Origin of the sequence: Sneathiella sp. P13V-1 (assembly GCF_015143595.1) — a bacterium.
Classification (GTDB): Bacteria; Pseudomonadota; Alphaproteobacteria; order Sneathiellales; family Sneathiellaceae; genus Sneathiella.
Window position 1 is genome coordinate 787,731 of the sequence record NZ_WYEU01000001.1, and the last position, 20,177, is coordinate 807,907.

Here is a 20,177-nt window from a genome sequence, read left to right on the forward strand (position 1 = left end):
CTATGGATGAATTAGATAAGAAGGTTACGGGTGTATTTGATGGCAAGGTCGTGAGAAAAGACCTGCTCCATCGGATTAAAAAAGGCACCAACGTGCCCACCTTCGTGCTGGAGTTTTTGTTGGCGCGGTACTGTGCCAGCGACGACGAAGCTGAGATCCAGGGCGGATTGGAGGCAGTACTTGAAACCCTGAACGATAACTATGTGCGCCCCAACGAGGCCAACAAAGCACAGTCCAAAGTTGCGACCAAGGGTAAGTACAAATTCATCGATAAAGTACACGTCAACTACGTGGAGAAAGACCGCCGCCATTGGGCGGCCCTGGAAAACTTTGATTCCAGGCGTGTCGCGATCTCTGAAAAATTCTACCGTGACAACGATCGACTGCTACAGGGTGGGTTGTGGTGCGAGGTCTCCATCGCCTACAACGAGATTGAGGACGACGATTACGCGTTCTACATCGAAGACCTGCGCCCGATTCAGCTTAGCCGGTTTAACTTCGAGCAATACTGCGAAGGCAGGGAACAATGCTCACGTGATGAATGGTTCGATATCGTACTGCGATCGGTTGGCTTGGAGCCCAGTAAGTTAACGCACCGGGTCAAAATGCACTTCGTTGCCCGGTTACTCCCACTGGTTGAGCCGAATTTTAACTTCATCGAGCTTGGTCCTCGCGGTACCGGCAAATCTTATTTCTTCAGCGAGTTTTCACCGTACTCCACGCTGATTAGTGGAGGCCAGGCTACGAAAGCTACCCTGTTTTATAACAATCAACGCAAGAAAATTGGCCTTGTGGGATTTTGGGATACCGTCGCATTTGATGAAGTAGGCGGCATTAAAGTCAAAGACCCCGACACCATTCAGATCATGAAGGACTTTATGGCCAATGGCCGGTTCTCGCGTGGGGTGGAGGTGATCGCCGACGCCTCTATGGCCTTTGTCGGGAACCTCGATCTTTCCGTCTCACAGATTGTGAATTCCGAGGTCTACGATCTGTTCCAGCCGCTACCCAAGGAATTTGATCTTGCAGTAATGGATCGGTTCGCCTGCTATCTGCCCGGTTGGGAGATGCCGAAAAACAGCAGTGAGTTCTTGACCAGTAACTATGGCTTCATCACTGATTACCTGGCCGAAGCTTTCCATCACCAGCTCAAGCAGACCAACCGTTTTGAAGAGGTCAACAAACGCATTCGTCTCGGTGCATCAGTCGAAGGCCGTGACGAGAAGGGTATCAAGAAAACCGTTGCGGCTTTTCTGAAGATTCTACATCCCGCTGGCGCGCCTTCCGATGAGGAGTTCCAGGAGTATGTGGAATATGCGGTCGAATGCCGACGCCGCGTGAAGGAGCAGATGAACAAGCGCAAGTCAGATGATGAGTTTGCCAAGATCAATCTGTCCTATATCAGTGCGGATGGCAAAGAGGTGGTCGTTTACTGCCCCGAATCGAAGTCGGCTCCAGCTACACAAGAACCTATTCGACGTGATATCCATTCCGACGAGGCGCCAGACCAGGCATCTAAAGAACCACCAAAATCCGAGGCAGTGGCAACACCACCCCAGGTCGCCGCGGACGTCGCTGAGATTCCTGAACCGCCACCGGTAGATGAACCCGTCATTGAGGAATTGAAAGAACAGCACTACACCATTCATTACGGTGCCACGGGATACAACTATGAATCGATTGTCGGGCCCTATTTGGAAGGTGCCAAGTCGATTGAAATAGAAGACCCCTATATTCGAGTGACGCATCAAATCCACAATTTTGTTCGTTTCTGCGAAGCGGTGATCAAGACCCCAACGGTTCGCAAGATTCGCTTGGTTACCAGCTATGACGACGATACGGACGTTAAAAAAATGTCGGAGAACCTGAGCGAGCTGAAACAAAGCCTACTTGAACTCGATATCGAGTTGGAGCTCAAGGTCAACGAGCACATGCACGACCGGGAAATTCGTATCGATAACGGTTGGACAGTGAAGATCGGGCGCGGTTTAGATTTTTTCCAGAAGCCGGATAGCTGGTTTGGGGTCGGTGCCAATGACTTGAATCTTAGGAAGTGCCTGGAAACAAAGGTAGATATCTTTAAACGTTAGCAATATTTGAACTGTGATGACTGTCTTACCACTTGCTTCTTAATCTGGATAATTCAGAGGAAATATTTCTAATCAATCTGAGGATGAAAAATTTATTTAGTAGTTTAATTTAATTTCCATGGGGTTTGACCTGAGACACTTGATGATAATGGTAACTTCTGAATCTCAATTTCTATTATTGTTAATGATGAGATTTCTATCCTGGTCACGTTTTGGTCACAAAATGGTCACCGCGAAAATTGACAACTTTTCGCAACTGCGTAAGTGATTGATATTATTAAGGAAAATGGCGCACCCGACACGATTCGAACGTGTGACCTCTGCCTTCGGAGGGCAGCGCTCTATCCAGCTGAGCTACGGGTGCTGAAGAGCGGTCAGCTATACCGGAATGCCGGGAAAAGTGCAACGTGAAATCGAGGCCCCATAACCACCGAAAAACCTATTAGACGTATATCTAATATACAATTGCATCTTAAAATGGCAAAAACGCTTCCTAAGGACACCGCATTAGTGCTAAACCCATAAAAAAGAAACAAATTTGCTTAATCGTGGCTTCCTATGCATCTCCTCCCTTCAAAGGTCTCTGGCCTTTTTACCCTCTTGTTTTGTGTTGTTTTCCTTAGTTTTGCTATGGCTGGCACCGCCCATGCCATGCAGATTTTTGTCAAAACACAGACAGGAAAAGTCATCTCACTTGATGTGGAAGCGGGTGACACCATAGAAAATGTGAAAGCAAAAATTCAAGATAAAGAAGGTGTTCCACCAGAACAGCAACGGCTGATTTTTGCAGGAAAGGAACTCGAAGATGGGCGCACCCTTAGCGATTATAATATCCAGAAAGAAAGCACGCTTCATCTTGTCCTCAGATTGAGAGATGAGACTGAAGATGTCAAAAAAGACAAGCAGGAACAAGCTGTTAATCAGGCCGCCTCTAATACGCAAATCGCCTTTAATGTAAAAACCGTTCGCTACCGGTTCCAAAAATTCAATTCCGGAGGTGGCTTTTCACGGCCCGCCGCCCCAAGCACCCCGACCCCCGGCGGACCAAATGCACCAACGACTTCTTCTGGGAATAACGGCACGAGTTTCGCGTCTATTTCGGCCTCAAATGATGAGCCTTATGTAAATACAGATTTGACGAGCTTTGCCTCCCTCCTGTCGTTTGATACATCTGACACAACTGTGGCGGAGGCTTCAACTTCTGGATCAAAATCCGCCCTCTCTTCACCGCTCACCATTTGGGGGCAAGGGGGATATCTTTCACTTGAAAATGATCGAAATAACGCGAGCGAAGATAACCGCATGGATGGCCATGTGTGGGGATACAATTTGGGCGCAGACTATCGCATTACGGATCAATGGTTGCTGGGTCTCGCCCTTGGGTATACCACCACCGATGTGACAACCGATTTTAACGATGGCTCTTACGAGGAGGATACATTCTCAGTTCTCCCCTACATCATGTATAAACCAACCGAAAATCTGTCTCTGTCTGTGGTGGCAGGATACAGCATCGGCCGGGTGGACCGGACGAAAGACACGACAGATACCGGCAAAACCGACAGTGACGGATGGTTCGCCAATCTGCGTGGCTCCTATGAACATAAATTTGCCAAAATCCCTTTATCCCTAAAGGGTAAGTTGGAGTTTGAAGCGGGTCGCAAAACCCTTGATGCCTTTACCTACAGCGACGCAACAGTAGAAGAAAAATCCATCTCCGATACCCAACGCCTCTCCCCCGGTGTGGAGATGGCCTATAGCTTTGACTTGGAAGATTTGCAGATAGAGCCCTTTGGTGGTGTTGAGTATGTATATGATTTTGGCGATACCATTAACGGAGACGAAGATGCCTATAACCTGTCAGCGGGTTTGCGCCTTAACTCCAAAGGGTATGGGCTTTCCGGCTCGCTGATTGCAGAGAGAACAGTTGGACGCGAAGACTATCAGGAATTTTCCATATCTGGCCTGATCTCTTATGGCTGGCAAATCGATGACCGCCGCGGCGAAACCCTCGGTATCGCCATGCCATTCATGAAATTCGATTTCGATGAAGAAGAAGGGGCTTACCTTAACACGGGCCTTAGTTTCAAAAATGCCATTGGAAACCTCTCCGCCGACTTGAACATCGGACAGTCAGAGATCAGCACCTTTGGCGGCGCAAGGCTCACCCTCGCTTTTTGAGGTTACGAGCTGCGCGCTGACATTACTCGGATCTTTTCCCGATTTTGACTGCTGTAGGTGGCTTCCTCTACCCTGTGAGCCAGTTGGCGGCCATGATGCGTGAAATTGCTGCGCTGCATGGCTTTTTCGCGCTGCATCCGTTGCCAGAAACGCTGTTTTTCGGACATTCTGCGGCTGAGATCGTGACTTAACATCTGCTCTCTCCTGCTACTAATCAGATGTCCTATTATATCACATTTTCAGCATAAAAACAAAAACCGGCCCCAATTTAAATTTTGGGGCCGGTTTTCTTGTTTTGGGTTGGGAGTGCTTTTTAAGCGAACATCACTTCCTTGCCGTTTTTATAAACGGTGCGGAGGTTCTCATGGTCCGCCGCCTGCATGATGTCTTCGGCGGGGTTGCCCTCCACGATCAGCATGTCAGCCTTGAAGCCTTCCTTGATCTGACCACGATCTTCGAACTGCATCAATGAGTGACCCACAGATGTGGCAGCGCGCAGGCTGTCCATATTGCTCATGCCGCATTCCACCATAAAGGCCAGCTCCATGGCATTTTTGCCGTGCAGGTTAAAAGGGGTGCCCGCATCGGTGCCCATGGCGATCTTACCGCCCGCCTTGTAGAACATTTCAAAGCTTTCGATATGGCGGTCATAAACACGCAAGGATTTATCCACGGCGCTTTGCGGGATGCCTTTATCCTTGTTGTTGATGATGTTTTTCACTGCTGCGAGAGTTGGTACCAGATAAGTGCCCCGCTCCAACATAGCATCCAGGCATTCCTGATCCATGAAGATGCCATGCTCGATAGACGTGATGCCCGCATTAACCGCGTTCATGATGCCTTCGGCGCCTTGTGCGTGGGAGGCAGAGGTTTTATGGAAACGGGCCGCTTCGTGAACGCCAGCTTTCATTTCTTCGGCGCTGTAATGAGCGTCTTCGGGGTTCACACCCGGGGTCATCACGCCGCCCGTCGCCATGATCTTGATAAGGTCGCTGCCTGCGTGAATCTGTTCCCGCACGGCTTTCACCACTTCATCGCAGCCATCGGCCACACGGCCATAGCGGTTACCATGACCGCCTGTCATACAGATCATGCGGCCAGACGCCATGATGTTCGGCCCTAAAAAACGGCCTGAGTTACAGGCATCACGCACCGGAAATTCAATATATTCCTTACCACCGCAATCGCGAACGGCAGTGATGCCGTTTTTAAGGGAGGTCTGCGCATTTTCCAGAACACGCAAAGAAAGCTCAGACGCGCTGGCGTCAGAAACGCTGGCATGTGGGTTGGCTTCCCCGTGGTAAATCAGGTGCACGTGGCAATCGGCGATGCCCGGCATCAAGGTGCCGCCAGAGGTATCCACGCGGTCGCCGTCATAATCAGCAAAATCACCCACTGGCGCAATTGTTTTGACATTTGCGTCTTCTACGAGGACGGCCATGCCTTCCTGCATTTCGCCGACGCCATCAAAAAGAAGTCCGCCGCTAAAAAGTGTTGTTGTCATTTTTATTCCCGTACAAAAAAACTAAAAATCTGCGCCCATTGTTTTACGTCCACCAATTATGCACAGATCATGGGGATAAATCCAGTTAGCCTTGCGATGACGTCATCTGAAGGAAAGCATCTTCCAGATCCGGCTCCTCGGTTGAAAGATCCGTAATCGTAAGACCGGCGGCGCTCACCTCGCTTAAAATATCGGTAATGGCAATTTCACTTGGGGCATAATTCACACTAAGGCGACGACCGTGAGACAGGCTGGCGTTAAAGCGGGCGAGGCTGTCCGGTACCTCCCCAATTTCTTCCGCCAAGGTGAGGTTCACGGTTTTCGCATCCAGACGAGAGAGCAGATTTTCCGTTTTCTCGCACGCCACCACTTCGCCGTGGTTAATGATGGCGATCTCATCACACAACTCTTCGGCTTCTTCCAGATAGTGGGTGGTCAGAATAATCGTGGTGCCCGCTTCGTTCAGCGCGCGGATATACTGCCAAAGCTGCTGCCTGAGGCCGATATCCACACCGGCAGTTGGCTCGTCCAGGATCAAAACCTCTGGTTGGTGCACCATGGCTTTGGCCACCAGAAGACGGCGGCGCATCCCGCCTGACAAGGTGCGGGCATAGGAATCGGCCTTATCGGCAAGACCCATGGCCTCCAGAATTTCATTGGTGCGGCGAGCGGATTTTGGAACGCCGTAAAGCCCTGCCTGAAATTCCATCACCTCATATGGGGTGAAGAACGCGTCCAAGTTCAGCTCCTGTGGGACCACCCCCAATGCCCTGCGCGCGGCGCGCATATCTTTTTCAATGTCATGCCCACAAACGCGGGCGGTGCCGCTTGTGCGGTTTACAAGACCTGCCAGAATGTTGATCAAAGTGGATTTACCCGCACCATTTGGCCCAAGCAAACCAAAGAAGGATCCGCGCTTTACCTGTAAGGAAACACCTTTCAAAGCCTCTTTATCGGGGGCTTTACCTTTGCCTTTATAGATTTTGCGAAGGTTCTCTACTTCAAGCGCATATGGGGAGTTAGACGCGGCGGTCATGGGTCACCTTTGAATAGTGCAAGCAATCAACTACATTTCAAACTTGCGAAAGCACGGGCTTTCGATATCATCCGGGCAGATGTACCGAATTGTTAGATCAAACACTTAAGGTGTTGGTCGATCGGATGCAAGTTTTGTCGATAGAAACAGGAACGGAAACGGGTCATGAGCGCACCTGAAACAACCGAAGTCACCACATTAAAAGTTCATTGCGATGGTGGAAAAGGGCCATTGGGTCACCCACGGGTTTATCTGAACCTTGGCAATGACAATCAAGTGGAATGCCCTTATTGCGGCCATCTGTTTAAGCTGAAAGAAGGCGCGAAGGTCAGCGACGCCCACTAATCCCACCTTTCGGGCGCCTCAAACAGAAGGAAACACCATGAAGGAAGCCGACGTCACCGGAGATCCGAACCAGAAGCATCGCGTCTATCTGGTGGATGGATCCGGGTATATTTTCCGTGCCTATTTCGCGATGATCCGCGGGCGCGGTCCCATTACCCGATCCGACGGAACACCAACCGGTGCGGTTCTCGGCTTTTCCAACATGCTGTTCAAGCTGATCCAGGACACGCAGCGTGATGACCGGGTCAGCCACTTGGCGGTTATTTTTGATACCAGCCGGAAAACCTTCCGCACGGATATCTATCCGGAATACAAAGCCAACCGGGATGCGCCGCCTGAAGACCTGATCCCGCAATTCCCGCTAGTGCGTGAAGCCACCCGCGCCTTTAACGTGCCTGCCATTGAAAAGGCGGGGTATGAGGCCGATGACATCATCGCCACCTACGCCCGTCAGGCACGCGAGCAGGATATGGAATGCGTGATTGTCTCGTCTGATAAGGACTTGATGCAGCTTGTGGGCGGTCCGGTGACCATGCTGGACCCCATGAAGAACAAGCCGGTCGCCGAAGACGAAGTCTTTGAAAAGTTTGGCGCAGGCCCGGACAAGGTCGTGGATATTCAGGCCCTTGCCGGGGACAGCGTGGATAATGTGCCGGGTGTACCGGGGATCGGCATTAAGACCGCCGCGCTTCTGATCAATGAATATGGGGATCTTGATACCCTGCTGGAGCGGGCGGGTGAGATCAAACAAAAAGGCCGGCGCGAGAAATTGTTGGAACATGCGGACAAAGCCCGTATCAGCCGCGAACTTGTCCGCCTGAAAGATGATGTGGAACTGGACATTCCAGTGACAGACCTCAACATCAAGGATCCGGTGATCGAGGAACTGACCAGCTTCATCAAGGAAAATGAATTCCGCCAGCTGAGCAGCCGTATCGCGTCTTTCTATGGCCCTGATTTTGCGGTCACCATTCCGGCAAGCCCGGCAAAGCAATCCGTCAAAGAAGAGGCCGCCGCGGCAAGCAACATTGACCTTTCCAGTGTTGAAAAGAAATACAGCACCGTCACGACAGAGGCGGATCTGGATAAATGGATCGCCAAGGCGCGCAAAATCGGTACCCTTGCCATTGATACGGAAACCACCAGCCTGCATGCCATGGAAGCAGAGCTTGTAGGGATTTCATTATCTGTGGAACCGGGGGAAGCCTGCTACATCCCTGTGGGGCATGTGGGGCCAAAGGTTCAAGGCGGTTTTGATTTTGGCGATGGCGGGGAAGTGACCACCGATGATGGCAAACCGGACCAGCTGGATAAAGCGCTGGTTATTGAAAAACTGAAGCCATTGCTTGCGGACCCTACGGTTTTGAAAGTCGGTCAGAATATCAAATATGATATGACTGTTCTTGCCAACGAAGGCGTGGTTCTGCACCCAGTCGATGACACCATGTTGCTTTCCTATTGTCTGGATGCGGGTCTTCACGGGCATGGCATGGATGAACTGTCCCGCCTGCATTTTGACATCAGCCCGATCCCCTACAAAGAGGTGGCAGGCACCGGCAAATCACAAATCAGCTTTGCTGAAGTTCCGATCGAAAAGGCATCTGAATATGCGGCGGAAGATGCGGATATCACCTTGCGCCTTCATAAAACATTGCGCCCGCAATTGTTCCGTAAAAAAGTCACCACCCTTTACGATACAATCGAACGCCCTTTGGTGCCTGTGATTGCGGATATGGAACAGGCCGGTATCAAAGTGGATGCCGCTTTCTTAAGCCATCTATCGGAAGATTTCGGTGCGCGTATGGATGGGTTCGTGAAGGAAATCCACGAACTTGCCGGTGAAGAATTTAATGTGGGATCGCCCAAGCAGCTTGGTGAAATTCTGTTTGATAAAATGGAAATTCCGGGCGGCAAGAAGGGTAAAAACGGCGCTTACACGACCGATGTAAACGTGCTGGAAGGCCTTGCCGCAGATGGGGTGGAACTGGCCGCGAAAGTTCTGGAATGGCGTCAGCTTTCCAAACTGAAAAGCACCTACACAGATGCGCTGCAGGCGCAGATTAATTCCAAGACAGGCCGCATTCACACATCCTTTAGTCTGGCAGCGGCGGCAACGGGCCGTTTGGCGTCAAGTGAGCCAAACCTGCAAAATATCCCGATCCGCACCGAAGAAGGTCGCAAACTTCGTCAGGCCTTTATTGCCAAAGAAGGCTGCAAACTGATCAGTGCCGACTATTCGCAGATTGAACTTCGTATTCTGGCCCATATGGCCAATATCGAAAGCCTGCAACAAGCCTTCGCAGATGGCATTGATATTCACGCGAAAACCGCATCGCAAGTCTTTGGCGTGCCCTTAGAGGGCATGGATCCCATGATGCGCCGTTCTGCCAAGGCCATCAATTTCGGGATCATCTACGGGATCAGCGCCTTTGGCCTGGCCCGTCAGCTGGATGTCAGCCGCACACAGGCACAAGGCTATATTGACGCTTATTTTGAGCAATATCCTGGCATCCGCAAATACATGGAAGAAACCAAAGCCTTTGCCAAAGAACATGGCTATGTGGAGACCCTGTTTGGCCGCCGCGTCCATCTTCCGGGTATGCAGGATACAAACGGTGCCCGCCGCAGTTTCTCTGAACGGGCCGCGATCAACGCCCCTATTCAGGGCAGTGCCGCCGATATCATCAAACGCGCCATGATCCGCCTTCCAGATGCGCTCAAAAATGCCAATCTGAAAGCCAAGATGCTGCTACAAGTCCATGACGAATTGATCTTTGAGGTCCCTGAGAATGAGGCCGATGCCACCATTAAGGTAATAAAAGACATCATGGAAAATGCCGCAAGCCCCGCCATTGATATGGCGGTTCCACTGATCGTGGATGCGGATGTAGGTGATAACTGGGGTGAAGCACACTAATGCGGGGGGCTGACATCATATGTTAGCCGTTCTTGAGGTCATCGGTCCCGTTTTTGCCCTTGTTGCACTTGGTTATTTCAGTGTTCACCGGGGCCTCTTCCCCACAAGTGGCGTGGGCGGACTTATTGCCTTTGTGAATAACTTCGCAACGCCGTGTCTGTTGTTTCAGGCCATGCTCAATATAGATTTTGGCGCGGCCTTCAAAGTGACCTATATCTTTTCCTTCTATGCGGGGGCGTTCTCTGCCTTTCTTATATCCTACATGATTGCCAGATTTGCCTTCAAACGCCCTCCGGGACAGTCAGTCGCGGTTGGCTTTTCGGCTTATTTCACCAATACGGTTCTTTTGGGTCTGCCCATCATTCAGCGCGCCTACGGGGACGAGGCCTTGCCGTCCCTTTACGCCATTATCGGCTTTCACGCGCCGCTTCTCATGAGCTTTGGCATGCTGGCTATGGAGTTTTCCCGTCGTGATGGGGCGCCCATGGGACAGGCGGCCGTGCAATCCCTTTCCCGTGTGATCCGAAACCCGCTTCTAATTGGAATATCGCTCGGGATCATTGCAAATTTCAGCGGGATTACCCTCCCCACCGTCATTGATGACGCCACCAAGATGCTGGCGACAGCAGTTCTGCCTGCGGCACTTTTCGGTCTTGGTGGGGCGCTCAATCAATATAAGCTTCGTGAAAGCGTTGGGGCGGCACTTATCTCATCCTCATTGAAACTTGTTCTTCATCCAATGATCGCGCTTATTCTGTCTCACTATGTGTTTGGGCTCGATCCAGCCTTGGTGCGAGTAGCCGTTCTCACGGCCGCCATGCCAGCCGGGCTTAACGTCTATATTTTCGCAACGCTCTATGATCGCGCCACAGACATCGCCGCCAACACGGTGCTTTGCAGTACCGTGCTGGGTGTTGTGTCTATTTCCGGCTGGCTTTTGTTTTTGGAAGCGCTGCTTTAAAGCGGCTGGTAGTCAATTTCTTCAAATTCAACGACGCATTTACCGTCCACCTTCCGGTCCAGAACCGCCGTCATGGCCTCTTTAAATTCGTGAAGCGGATAGCTCGCGCCGATGGTGGGTTTCAGGTAACCCTTCCTATAAAGGTCAAACACCCCTGCCACCATCTCATCCAACTCTTCCACAAAGTCATGGCGATGACATCCGGGGGACCATCCAAAGAAATGTCCTAAGTTAAATCCCATCACTGAGGCATTTTTTAACAGCAGCCGATTGGCGGGAATGTCGGGAATGGTGCCAGACGCATATCCGATAGTGAGGATCCGTCCCTCCCATGCCAGGGTGCGCAGGGAACTGGCCATCACCTCACCGCCAATGCTGTCATAGATGACATCCGCACCATATCCGTCTGTAATTTCCAGAACCTTTTCCCGGAAATCTTCTTCGCGGTGATCAATGACATAGTCCGCACCATGTTCCTTGGCTGTTTTGCAGTGGGCAGGACCACCTGCAACCGCAATAACTTTGGCGCCAATAGCCTTGCCAATCTCAACAGCAGCAACCCCAACGGCACCTGCCGCACCGTGAACCACAAGCCATTCACCCGCCTTTAACTTCGCCCGGCGGATAAGCGCACCATAAGATGTGGTGTAGGAGAGAACCATGGCCGTTCCCTCAGCAAAGCTCATGCCACCCGGCATCACATGACAGCAAACCTGATCCATCAGGTTAAAACCCGAAAGGCCACCACTATCCACGTTACACATCACCCGATCCCCAACTTTCACACGGGTAACGCCTTCACCAACGGCATGGACAATACCGGAGCTTTCTGTAACTGGAGAGAAGGGCCGTGGCGGTTTCCGCTGATACTTCCCGGCAATGGTGAGAGAAGTCGCAAAGCTCACCCCGCAGGCCTTTTGTTTAACAACAACATCACCGGGGCCTGGTGTGGGGATGGGTAAATTTTCAAGATTGGCAGCGGTCAGATAATGACCAAATTCGTGGACGACAATTGCGCGCATGTTATCTCCTTAGTGACCCGGCGGTCAGAGCTTTTTTCTATACTATGCCCTGCCGCCGGATAGGAGACAACCTTAACCTACCGATTTAACCTCCGACAGGAAGGCTTCGATCTGACCTTTAAAGCTATGTGTGGCTTCGCGCATCTGTTCAGAAATGGACCGGACATTGCTCGATGCCTGTTCACTTTCCTCTACACCTGAACGGATTTGCTCCACGCTCCCGGCAACGTCATTGGCTGCGGAAGCAGCTTCTTGAACACTGCCTGAGATTTCGCTAGTTGCGGCGCTTTGTTCTTCTACCGCGGCGGAGATGCCTGTGGTGATGTCGTTATTGTTGTTGATCTGGTTACTGATCTTATCCAGAACACTTACAACTTCAGACGTAACAGATTGCATTTCCTGAATTTGCTGACCGATTTCCTCGGTCGCTTTCGAAGTCTGGTTCGCAAGACTTTTCACTTCGCTTGCCACAACGGCAAAACCTTTACCCGCTTCACCAGCACGGGCCGCTTCAATGGTGGCGTTGAGCGCCAGCAGGTTTGTCTGATTGGCGATATCCTGAATAAGATCCACCACGGTTTCAATTTTCTGGCCCGCGGTTTCCAGATCCCGGGCATGCCCAACACCGGTTTCTGCACTGTTTACGGCACTTGAACTCGCCGCTGCGGAATTTTGAACCTGCTGGGAAATCTCCCGGATCGAGGCGGACAGCTGTTCCGTTGCAGATGCCACGGCACCCACATTGTTGGACATGGTGCCGCACCGCTGATCAACGCGTTCTGCCAGATTGCCATTTTGCGATGCCAGAGAACTCATCTGATCAGAGGCATTCATCATTTCAGAGGATACATTTTCAAGTGTTCCCATCGCATGTTTAACATGTTGATCAAAATCTGCGATCAATCTGTTGAGAGTTTCTGCTTTCGCTGCAGCTTCGGCTGTATCTCTGGCCAATCGTTCCTGCTCAGCCTTTTCGGCTTCACGTTGACGGGCCAGCTGTTCGGCTTCCGCTCTTGCCCGTTCTTCACGGGCACGCTCATTCTCTTCACTCAGACGCTTATTCTCAATGGCGTTGACTTTAAACACATTCACAGCCGTTGCCATGGCACCGATGATATCCTTCCGCTCAGTGCTTGGAACATCGGTATCGAGTTTTCCATCCGCAAGTCTGTTCATCGCTTTTGTCATGGCTGACATCAGGCCAGACAGACTGCGCCCAATAAGTGTTGTACAGACTATCATCAACAACCCGATCACAACCAAAGCAAAGGTTATCCAGAAACTGGCATTTTGCCTTGCATCATCGGTTGCCACCTGAATTTTCTCGTAAACTTCTTGCAGGTAATCAATGGTAGCCTGATTTGCAGCTTCCGCAGTATTTGCGGACGTTTCCAGAGATGTTACGTCCTCCCGCAGTTTAAGCCACCCCTCTGCCATGGTTTTAAAATCTTTATGATAAGCTGCCATTCGCTGCGTAATCACCGCTTTTGCATTATCTGGGATATCCGCAACTTTCAATTGCTCTGTAAATTCGGCGAGTCGCTTGTCCATACGCCCGATATATTTGGGATCAAAGCGTAGCAGAAAATCTTTTTCATGACGGCGCATCATCAACATGGTGACCGTCAGTTTGTCGTTTTGATGCTCTTTCAGCAATTCCTCAACGGAGTGTACCGCTTTGCGAAGGGCGCCCTGAAAGCCCGCTTTTTCATTTTCGCCGACGACCTTAATCTGACTGACAACAGACTGAAAACTCGCTTCATAATTATCGATGCCACTGATCATGTTTTGAACCAAGGTCTTTTCATCCTCGGTTGTCGTTGCCTCCATAATCTGGGTAGCAAGCAGTCTTGCCTCTTCAAGCAGCGCTTTGTGATGATCGATCAGTTCCGGCTGACGATATTGAATGTAATCCGTCTCAGCTTTCCGTGCTTTTAGGAAATCTGCTTCAAGATGGAGGATATTCTGACTGACCTTATTCGTGCCAACCATAACGCCCATAATCCGTTCACTGACATTGGCGTTAAAGAAGAAAATAGCTGCTATGAACAGCAGGCCGATCACTGTCGCAACAATAGGTACCGCAAGTTGTGCCTTAAAGGACATGCGAGAAAACATGATGATACATCCCAATTGAACATGATAAACACATACATTAGATGTATTCGATGCATCCTTAAAATTGAGTAAATTTTTATTATTCTAATATTTAATTTGCCTACAAATGAATGGCGTGATTATCCCATTTGAAATCCGCTATTTCCGCGACAATATTGCGGGAGATTGTGATCGCACCCCTCCCTGTCGCACCAATAAACCACTCTTCTTTTGGGCTGACGGCGCAGATATCCTGATGGCGGAACACGTCTTTCAATTGACCTGATATTTCATCAAAGATAAGCAGCATATTTCCTCTGGGTGCAGAAACCGCAACCAACCCCGCCTTTGGATTAGCGGACACCGACCCACCATAATTTCTGGTCTCAATTGCAATTTCTTCTGGCAAGGAAACAAGCTCTAATCTCTCTTTCCCGGGAGAATAGTAACCCACCATATCTACCGGACGGATTTTATCTCCCTGTTGTTGTCCTGCAAACCAGACCCGCCCCTCATTCCCTTCGGATATATGACGGATGGACAGCTTATGCATCTCGCTAGGTAGCGTGGCACGCGACATAAGATCGCCAGACACTGCGTCCAGCAAAACCATTGACGGTTTCATCTCAGAGACATTCAATTTCTGACGCGGGAAATCGGGATGGGTCGCGATCCCCCCATTTGCAACCGCGATGGTTTTCCCATCCGACATCATCAGCGCCTCATGAGGGCCAATGCCGCCAGTGTCAATCTCGCCCACCCGCACATAATTCTTTCGCGTGTCATAAATGCCGAGAACCCCCTGTTCGCCATCGAAATCATTTTCCGTAGCGTAAAGAAAATTTCCATCTGGCGTGAAGAAACCGTGGCCATAGAAATGACGATCTGAGATAGGGTCAATATCCCGTTCAATCTCTCCGGATTGCAGGTCGATCATTCGAATATAATATCCCGGCCGCCGGGCGAAAACGGCAAGTTTGCGTCCATCGGGACTGACCGCCAACCCGTGCCCCCGCCCTTCCAATGGATATGTTTGAAGGACACTCCCCCCACCATCCAGAACGGCCACAATGTAACCAGTGCCAGCTTTACCAGCTACGGCAAAACGATAGGTGCTTGCCGCAGCCCCTTTCCCCAAAAAAGGAACCGCGCCCAAAGCCAAAGCCCCTTGCATAAATATGCGTCTATTAGTCACCATCCAAAGAGTTAAACCCCAATTGAAAGCCAAGAGTTTGTGGATAATCTTCACTTAGTAGACTTCTCATACCTCGGATAGGGAATTGAACATATTGAAGTTTTTCATATCCCACAGATGATATGACCAAATCAGTCCATGTTGTTTCTTTAACCATCAGCTCTGCAAAAGTTTCTTTGGCTTGCCTGTTTTCAAACTGAAAACTGTTTCCTAAATGAGCATCCTCGTCTTCAATCAAACTATCCAAATTAATCACTTTAAACAGATCTTCCACTGCTTCGATATTTTTTGAAAAACCCGTCAAAGTCAGTCCTGACCGCCAGAAAGGCGCACGTTTTGGTTTCGGTTTGCCCGCTGATTTTCCAAGGCTGCTGCCGATCTTGCTTGCATCCAGTAATTGCAGAAGTTCTACAGGCATTTTGATAATGTCCTGCATAACCTCATCTTCATTTCGGTAAATCGGATTTTCAGGCCCATGGGATTTCATTAAAGCATGGTAGCCCCAAGGACCGACCCATCCATCCGTCAGTTCCCTAGAAATATTTCGGATGTTACCTGTTATGGCCTTTACAAAAGAACATCTGCTGCCCGTTCCAATAAACTGCTTCGTCACATCACCCGGTTTGGGGAAAAGCAGAAACTCCAGCGCAGGCAAACCTTGTGTTGCAACGCTCGTATGCTTCATATTCTGTAGTGACTTGGACAGTTTTTCTGGCTCTTCATTAAGGCGGCGCTCAACCTGCTTTAACCCACGGGAGCGAACATCAGGCCAGAAGAAAATTCTCTCAAGCCGCCCCTGTTCACGAATAGGACCGATACGAATAACTTCTGCATATGACCAATTGACCATCAAATCTTTAAAAGCGCCGCGTGCTGCCTCTAAGGTATTTTTTGAAGGCGTGGCACATAACGCATGTGCCGCCTTATCCATCGCTTCTGACGCCGTTAAAAGCGCCCGGTACGCCGGAATAACAAATTCAGATCCAAACCGTTCAATGACGTCAGTGTATGTACCGTCAGCGAGCGCTTTTTGTAACGGGAAAACCATCGCCCCCAGTACAATGATCAATGTCAGATATTTCTTCATACCGGTACCCTAAAGGGAATTGAGGAAACTGATCAGTGCTTCCCGGTTTGCTTTTGGCAAAGCAACAAACGCTTCTTTCGCGGCTTTACCTTCACCGCCATGCCAGAGGATCGCTTCTTTCAGGTTTCGCGCACGCCCATCATGCAGAAAGAAAGTATGACCGCTGACCGTTTCCGTCAGGCCAATTCCCCAAAGAGGTGCCGTACGCCATTCTGATCCTGCTGCCTCTCCTACCGGGCGATTATCGGAAAGACCCGGGCCCATATCATGAAGAAGCAGATCCGAATAAGGCCAGATCAACTGAAACGCATGTTCTTTCTGAGCCGCGTCCCGGCGGGTCACAAATTTCGGCGTATGACAGCTGGCGCATCCGATGGAGTGGAAAATCTCTTTGCCTTTTAGAACTTCCGGATCGCCTACGTTACGTCGTGCAGGTACTGCAAGGTTGCTGGAATAAAAGCTCACAAGATCCATCACAGGATCAGGGGCTTCTGTATCCCCAAGGCGCTTTTGGACACCGGTGCGCGCCTCAAGGCAGGCTTTCTGGTTTTCGGTACAATCACCGTAGTGGCGCGGCGCATCAGGGGAGGAAATGCCGATATCCCCAGCAAAGGCACCTGCGGATTGCTGTCGCACTGTTGGAGTGGAAGCCTTCCAGCCAAAACGTCCGATAACGCGATTTGGGTCAGACTTTGCCCCGACCCAACTGATCTTGCCTGAAATACCGTCCTTATCTTTGTCGTCTGGGTCTGCAAGATGCGATATGTCAGCAGGATGTATGGCTTCCAGAAGGCCAAGTCCGATCATCTGAGGTGCCACACGGGGTGAGAACATGACATCTTTTGACATGGGACCATAGCCAAGATCTGCCACACCATATGTTGGCTTGCGAAGTGAGACTACTTCTCCCCCTTCAAGCGTAACTGATTGCTCCTCATAAGAAATGGTCATACGACCTTCTGCAGGGACACCCTGGATGGCGAAATCCTGAAACTGACCCCCATAGGTCGGCTCGGGAATCAGAGCTTTCTCACCACTTTCAATGGCTTGCCTTTCTTCACTATTCCTTGGCGGAACAGAAAGGCGCAGGAACATGGATATGGCCGTATCTTCAGGGGAGGTCGGTGGATGACCGCGACCATCTTTTAAATGACAACGCTGGCAAGATCTTGCATTAAATAGCGGCCCCAAACCATCCGAGGCTTGCGTTGACGAAGGAGAGGAAACCCATAGTTTTCGGAATAGGCCATTCCCCAACTTAAACTTCTCTTGACCTTCAAAGCTCAAATTCGCGGAATGCTCCGAAAAAGCGTTCCGATCCGGCGTGCCCTTGTGCGTTCCTGCACCGCCTGACATATTTTCAAAGGCTTCGGGTTTAGAAAACTGCTCTGCCGACCTGATGACTGCCTCAACTCGGGCACGGTCTTTCTCGGACAAATCTGTTCTGACAGTATTTTCTGAAGCCGTGGCAGAAACGCAAAATAGGGACAATGCCAGAAAACTGGCGCCCCCCACACAACGGATAAAATTTTTCATTTGCTCAAACCTGAAAGCGGGCGACTATCCGACCAAAGAAAGCCGCCCCGGTTACTGTTAGTTGAAGACGGCGTTTGGATTATCGAGGCTGTCCGAACCTTCAATTTCCAGCGCTTCAAGACCCAACGCGCTCACGACGCGTTCAATGGAACGGGTCTGCGCAACCAAATCATCAATAGCCGCTTGAACAACCGCGTTTCCTTCCACATTGCCTTCACCAATCATTTGGTCATAGGCTTCGATGGTTTCTGCACGGGATTTCATTGCCGCCATGGATACAACAGTTGCGTTGAGCTTACCTGTCATTTCACGGTCCAGATCTGCACTTTTGGATTTGACCAGGTCAGAAAGGGACGGGCCGGAGACAACGGATCCGTCCAGACGCTTGTAACGTCCTGAATAAACGTTGCGAATACCGATCTGATCAAAATAGTGGGAGTTATGCGTGTTATCGGAAAAACAATCATGCTCTTCTTCCGGATCCTTCAACATGAGACCCAGCTTCATGCGCTCACCTGCCAATTCACCATAGGACAGAGATCCCATACCTGTCAGCATCACAGAAAGAGCGGTTGAAGGGTTTTTCATCAAACCAACACGTGCCGCGCCGCCTGCTTTCCAGTTGGCCAGCATTTCTTCCAGATCAGTAATCAGCAAACTAGTTGCTGATACCAGATACTCTGCGCGGCGGTCACAATTCCCGCCCGTGCAGTTCTTCACGTCAAAATCTGTGTAAGGGCGATTACCTGCACCGGCACCTGTCCCGTTCAGGTCCTGCCCCCACAAAAGAAATTCAATGGCGTGATACCCTGTGGCCACATTGGCTTCTACGTCTTCTGCTTCATGCAAAGTGTCTGCAAGCAAGGCAGGGGTAATTTTTGAGGCATCCACTTTTTTACCGCTGACGGTCAACGTGCTGTTGGCAATCACATTTACAGTATAAAGCGCGTTTTCATCGGATTCGCTACCATAACCCTGATCCACATAATCTATCAGACCTTCGTCCAGTGGCCACGCATTTACGCGACCTTCCCAGTCGTCGACAATGGCATTACCGAAACGATAAGCTTCACTTTGCTGATAAGGAACACGGGCCGCAACCCAGGCCGCACGCGCCGCATCCAATGACCCTTGAGAAGGGTTGGCAACAAGCGCATTAACAGCAGCCTTCAGCGCTTTGGCACTGATCAGGCTATCTTCATAAATCGCTTCAGCCACGTTGGCATAAGTTTCGACAATTGCTTTCTCCTTTACCATTTCCGCAGCCGCAAGCGGGCTGGACAGTAGTGAAGTCGCAGCAATGGTCACGCCCATCGCCTGCACAAATCGTTTTCCAAACAGCATTAAATTTCTCTTTGTAAGTGGGATGAGGGTGAAATAGCGGAACTGCCCCACGCGATTTCTCCCTCAAAAAAACTGGTGGAATTTTAATAATGCTTTTGAGAATGATTTGCAAGTAGTAAAAACTGACTATGCCATATTGGGAGTAATCTCGTTTTTAAAACCTGCTAATTAAGTGGCACGCACCATTTTGAACGCGATCGACCCCGCAAAAGTGGTTTTACCGCTTCCTGTGGTTAGGTTGTGATCTGCATTAAACAAGAATGAACCAGCTCCGCCTTCACCATCTTTACAGGTCATATCCCAAATCCCCCTATTCCCTCTTTTGAATTGGAAAACCACACGGCACTGACGGTTGTCATCTACAATAAATTCTTCGGTCTGGCCTTCTTTCCCCTGTTGAGAGAGGTTAAACGAATGAGTTGTTTTAGTCTCCTTGTCGACCCAGGTGACGGTCAATAGATGGGGGGTGTCTTTCAAGACAAACTTGGGAGCCTTAGTTGGATAGGATTTCTGAGAAAGCGCCTCTTTTTTTGCGTAGGTCAGTTTAAGGCTACCATTCACATAACCGCATTCTGGCGGAGTTGCCCAGTCGTATTGCGTATAGTTTATGAAATGCCGATAACCCGCTTCGAATTCACTACTATTGCTGTATTTGGTACGAAAATGATTGATGATTTTGTTATCAATCCTATTACCCGTGAACTGAGCACACATCTCACTATAGCCGACAAATCGCCCCAGATTCTTTTCTCCAAAAATAATCCCAGGCTCTTGACCTTTAAGGTTCTTGTTAGACGTTTGACAAGCAACCAATCCACCTGCAATTGCAATCAATACAGACACCCTAATAACTGTTTTCATA

General features: G+C 50.1%; 15 protein-coding genes and 1 tRNA gene. 6 read left to right on the forward strand and 10 right to left on the reverse strand.

The annotated features are described in order from the left end of the window. Positions 1-2 precede the first annotated feature (2 nt). A complete protein-coding gene (gene brxL / locus GUA87_RS03860; protein ID WP_193715190.1) occupies positions 3-2,090 on the forward strand; it encodes a BREX system Lon protease-like protein BrxL in 2,088 nt (695 codons plus the stop codon). 287 nt (positions 2,091-2,377) lie between these two features. Here the strand turns inward: brxL and GUA87_RS03865 are convergent. Next, a tRNA-Arg gene (locus GUA87_RS03865) sits at positions 2,378-2,454 on the reverse strand. A 266-nt stretch (positions 2,455-2,720) separates the two neighbouring features. Between GUA87_RS03865 and GUA87_RS03870 the strand changes: the two genes are divergently transcribed. Together GUA87_RS03870 and GUA87_RS03875 are read left to right on the forward strand one after the other, a co-directional pair. Then, positions 2,721-4,271: a ubiquitin-like protein gene (locus GUA87_RS03870; protein ID WP_193715191.1), complete on the forward strand. Its 1,551-nt coding sequence runs from the start codon at positions 2,721-2,723 to the stop codon at positions 4,269-4,271. 44 nt (positions 4,272-4,315) lie between these two features. Beyond that, the gene (locus tag GUA87_RS03875) at positions 4,316-4,462 is read left to right on the forward strand and encodes a hypothetical protein (protein ID WP_193715192.1); all 147 of its coding nucleotides are present in this window, start codon (positions 4,316-4,318) and stop codon (positions 4,460-4,462) included. 122 nt (positions 4,463-4,584) lie between these two features. On the opposite strand, the gene GUA87_RS03880 is transcribed toward GUA87_RS03875, so the two are convergent. Both GUA87_RS03880 and GUA87_RS03885 read right to left on the reverse strand, forming a co-directional pair. Next, a complete protein-coding gene (locus tag GUA87_RS03880; RefSeq protein WP_193715193.1) occupies positions 4,585-5,775 on the reverse strand; it encodes a metal-dependent hydrolase family protein in 1,191 nt (396 codons plus the stop codon). Between the two features lie 85 nt (positions 5,776-5,860). Next, positions 5,861-6,811, reverse strand: a complete 951-nt coding sequence (locus GUA87_RS03885) for an ABC transporter ATP-binding protein (RefSeq protein ID WP_193715194.1) — start codon at positions 6,809-6,811, stop codon at positions 5,861-5,863. A 165-nt stretch (positions 6,812-6,976) separates the two neighbouring features. Here GUA87_RS03885 and GUA87_RS03890 point away from each other — a divergent pair, with 165 nt between their 5' ends. From GUA87_RS03890 to GUA87_RS03900, 3 genes are read left to right on the forward strand one after another with little or no spacing between them, the layout of a single operon-like run. Continuing rightward, positions 6,977-7,156, forward strand: a complete 180-nt coding sequence (locus GUA87_RS03890) for a zinc-finger domain-containing protein (RefSeq protein WP_193715195.1) — start codon at positions 6,977-6,979, stop codon at positions 7,154-7,156. A gap of 37 nt (positions 7,157-7,193) precedes the next feature. After that, complete coding sequence (gene polA, locus GUA87_RS03895) at positions 7,194-10,073, forward strand: DNA polymerase I (protein WP_193715196.1); 2,880 nt, start codon at positions 7,194-7,196, stop codon at positions 10,071-10,073. A gap of 19 nt (positions 10,074-10,092) precedes the next feature. Further along, complete coding sequence (locus GUA87_RS03900) at positions 10,093-11,034, forward strand: AEC family transporter (protein ID WP_193715197.1); 942 nt, start codon at positions 10,093-10,095, stop codon at positions 11,032-11,034. On the opposite strand, the gene GUA87_RS03905 is transcribed toward GUA87_RS03900, so the two are convergent. From GUA87_RS03905 to GUA87_RS03935, 7 genes are all read right to left on the reverse strand, one after another. Next, positions 11,031-12,056 carry an NADPH:quinone oxidoreductase family protein gene (locus GUA87_RS03905; protein ID WP_193715198.1) on the reverse strand — a complete coding sequence of 342 codons (1,026 nt, stop codon included), beginning with the start codon at positions 12,054-12,056 and terminating at the stop codon, positions 11,031-11,033. The genes GUA87_RS03900 and GUA87_RS03905 overlap by 4 nt on opposite strands. 72 nt (positions 12,057-12,128) lie before the next feature. Continuing rightward, entirely contained in the window at positions 12,129-14,174 is a 2,046-nt protein-coding gene (locus GUA87_RS03910; protein ID WP_193715199.1) for a methyl-accepting chemotaxis protein, read from the reverse strand. Between the two features lie 100 nt (positions 14,175-14,274). After that, positions 14,275-15,351, reverse strand: coding sequence for a DUF1513 domain-containing protein (locus GUA87_RS03915; protein WP_193715200.1), 1,077 nt, complete (start codon positions 15,349-15,351; stop codon positions 14,275-14,277). After that, the gene (locus tag GUA87_RS03920; protein WP_193715201.1) at positions 15,341-16,435 is read right to left on the reverse strand and encodes an imelysin family protein; all 1,095 of its coding nucleotides are present in this window, start codon (positions 16,433-16,435) and stop codon (positions 15,341-15,343) included. Before GUA87_RS03920 ends, GUA87_RS03915 begins: the two co-directional genes overlap by 11 nt. Positions 16,436-16,444: 9 nt before the next feature. Continuing rightward, positions 16,445-17,971, reverse strand: coding sequence for a di-heme oxidoredictase family protein (locus GUA87_RS03925; RefSeq protein ID WP_193715202.1), 1,527 nt, complete (start codon positions 17,969-17,971; stop codon positions 16,445-16,447). A gap of 57 nt (positions 17,972-18,028) precedes the next feature. Continuing rightward, positions 18,029-19,315 (reverse strand): imelysin family protein, encoded by a 1,287-nt coding sequence (locus GUA87_RS03930; RefSeq protein WP_227711674.1) that lies wholly within the window; start codon positions 19,313-19,315, stop codon positions 18,029-18,031. Between the two features lie 168 nt (positions 19,316-19,483). Continuing rightward, positions 19,484-20,176 (reverse strand): hypothetical protein, encoded by a 693-nt coding sequence (locus GUA87_RS03935; RefSeq protein ID WP_193715203.1) that lies wholly within the window; start codon positions 20,174-20,176, stop codon positions 19,484-19,486. Position 20,177: the final 1 nt, after the last annotated feature.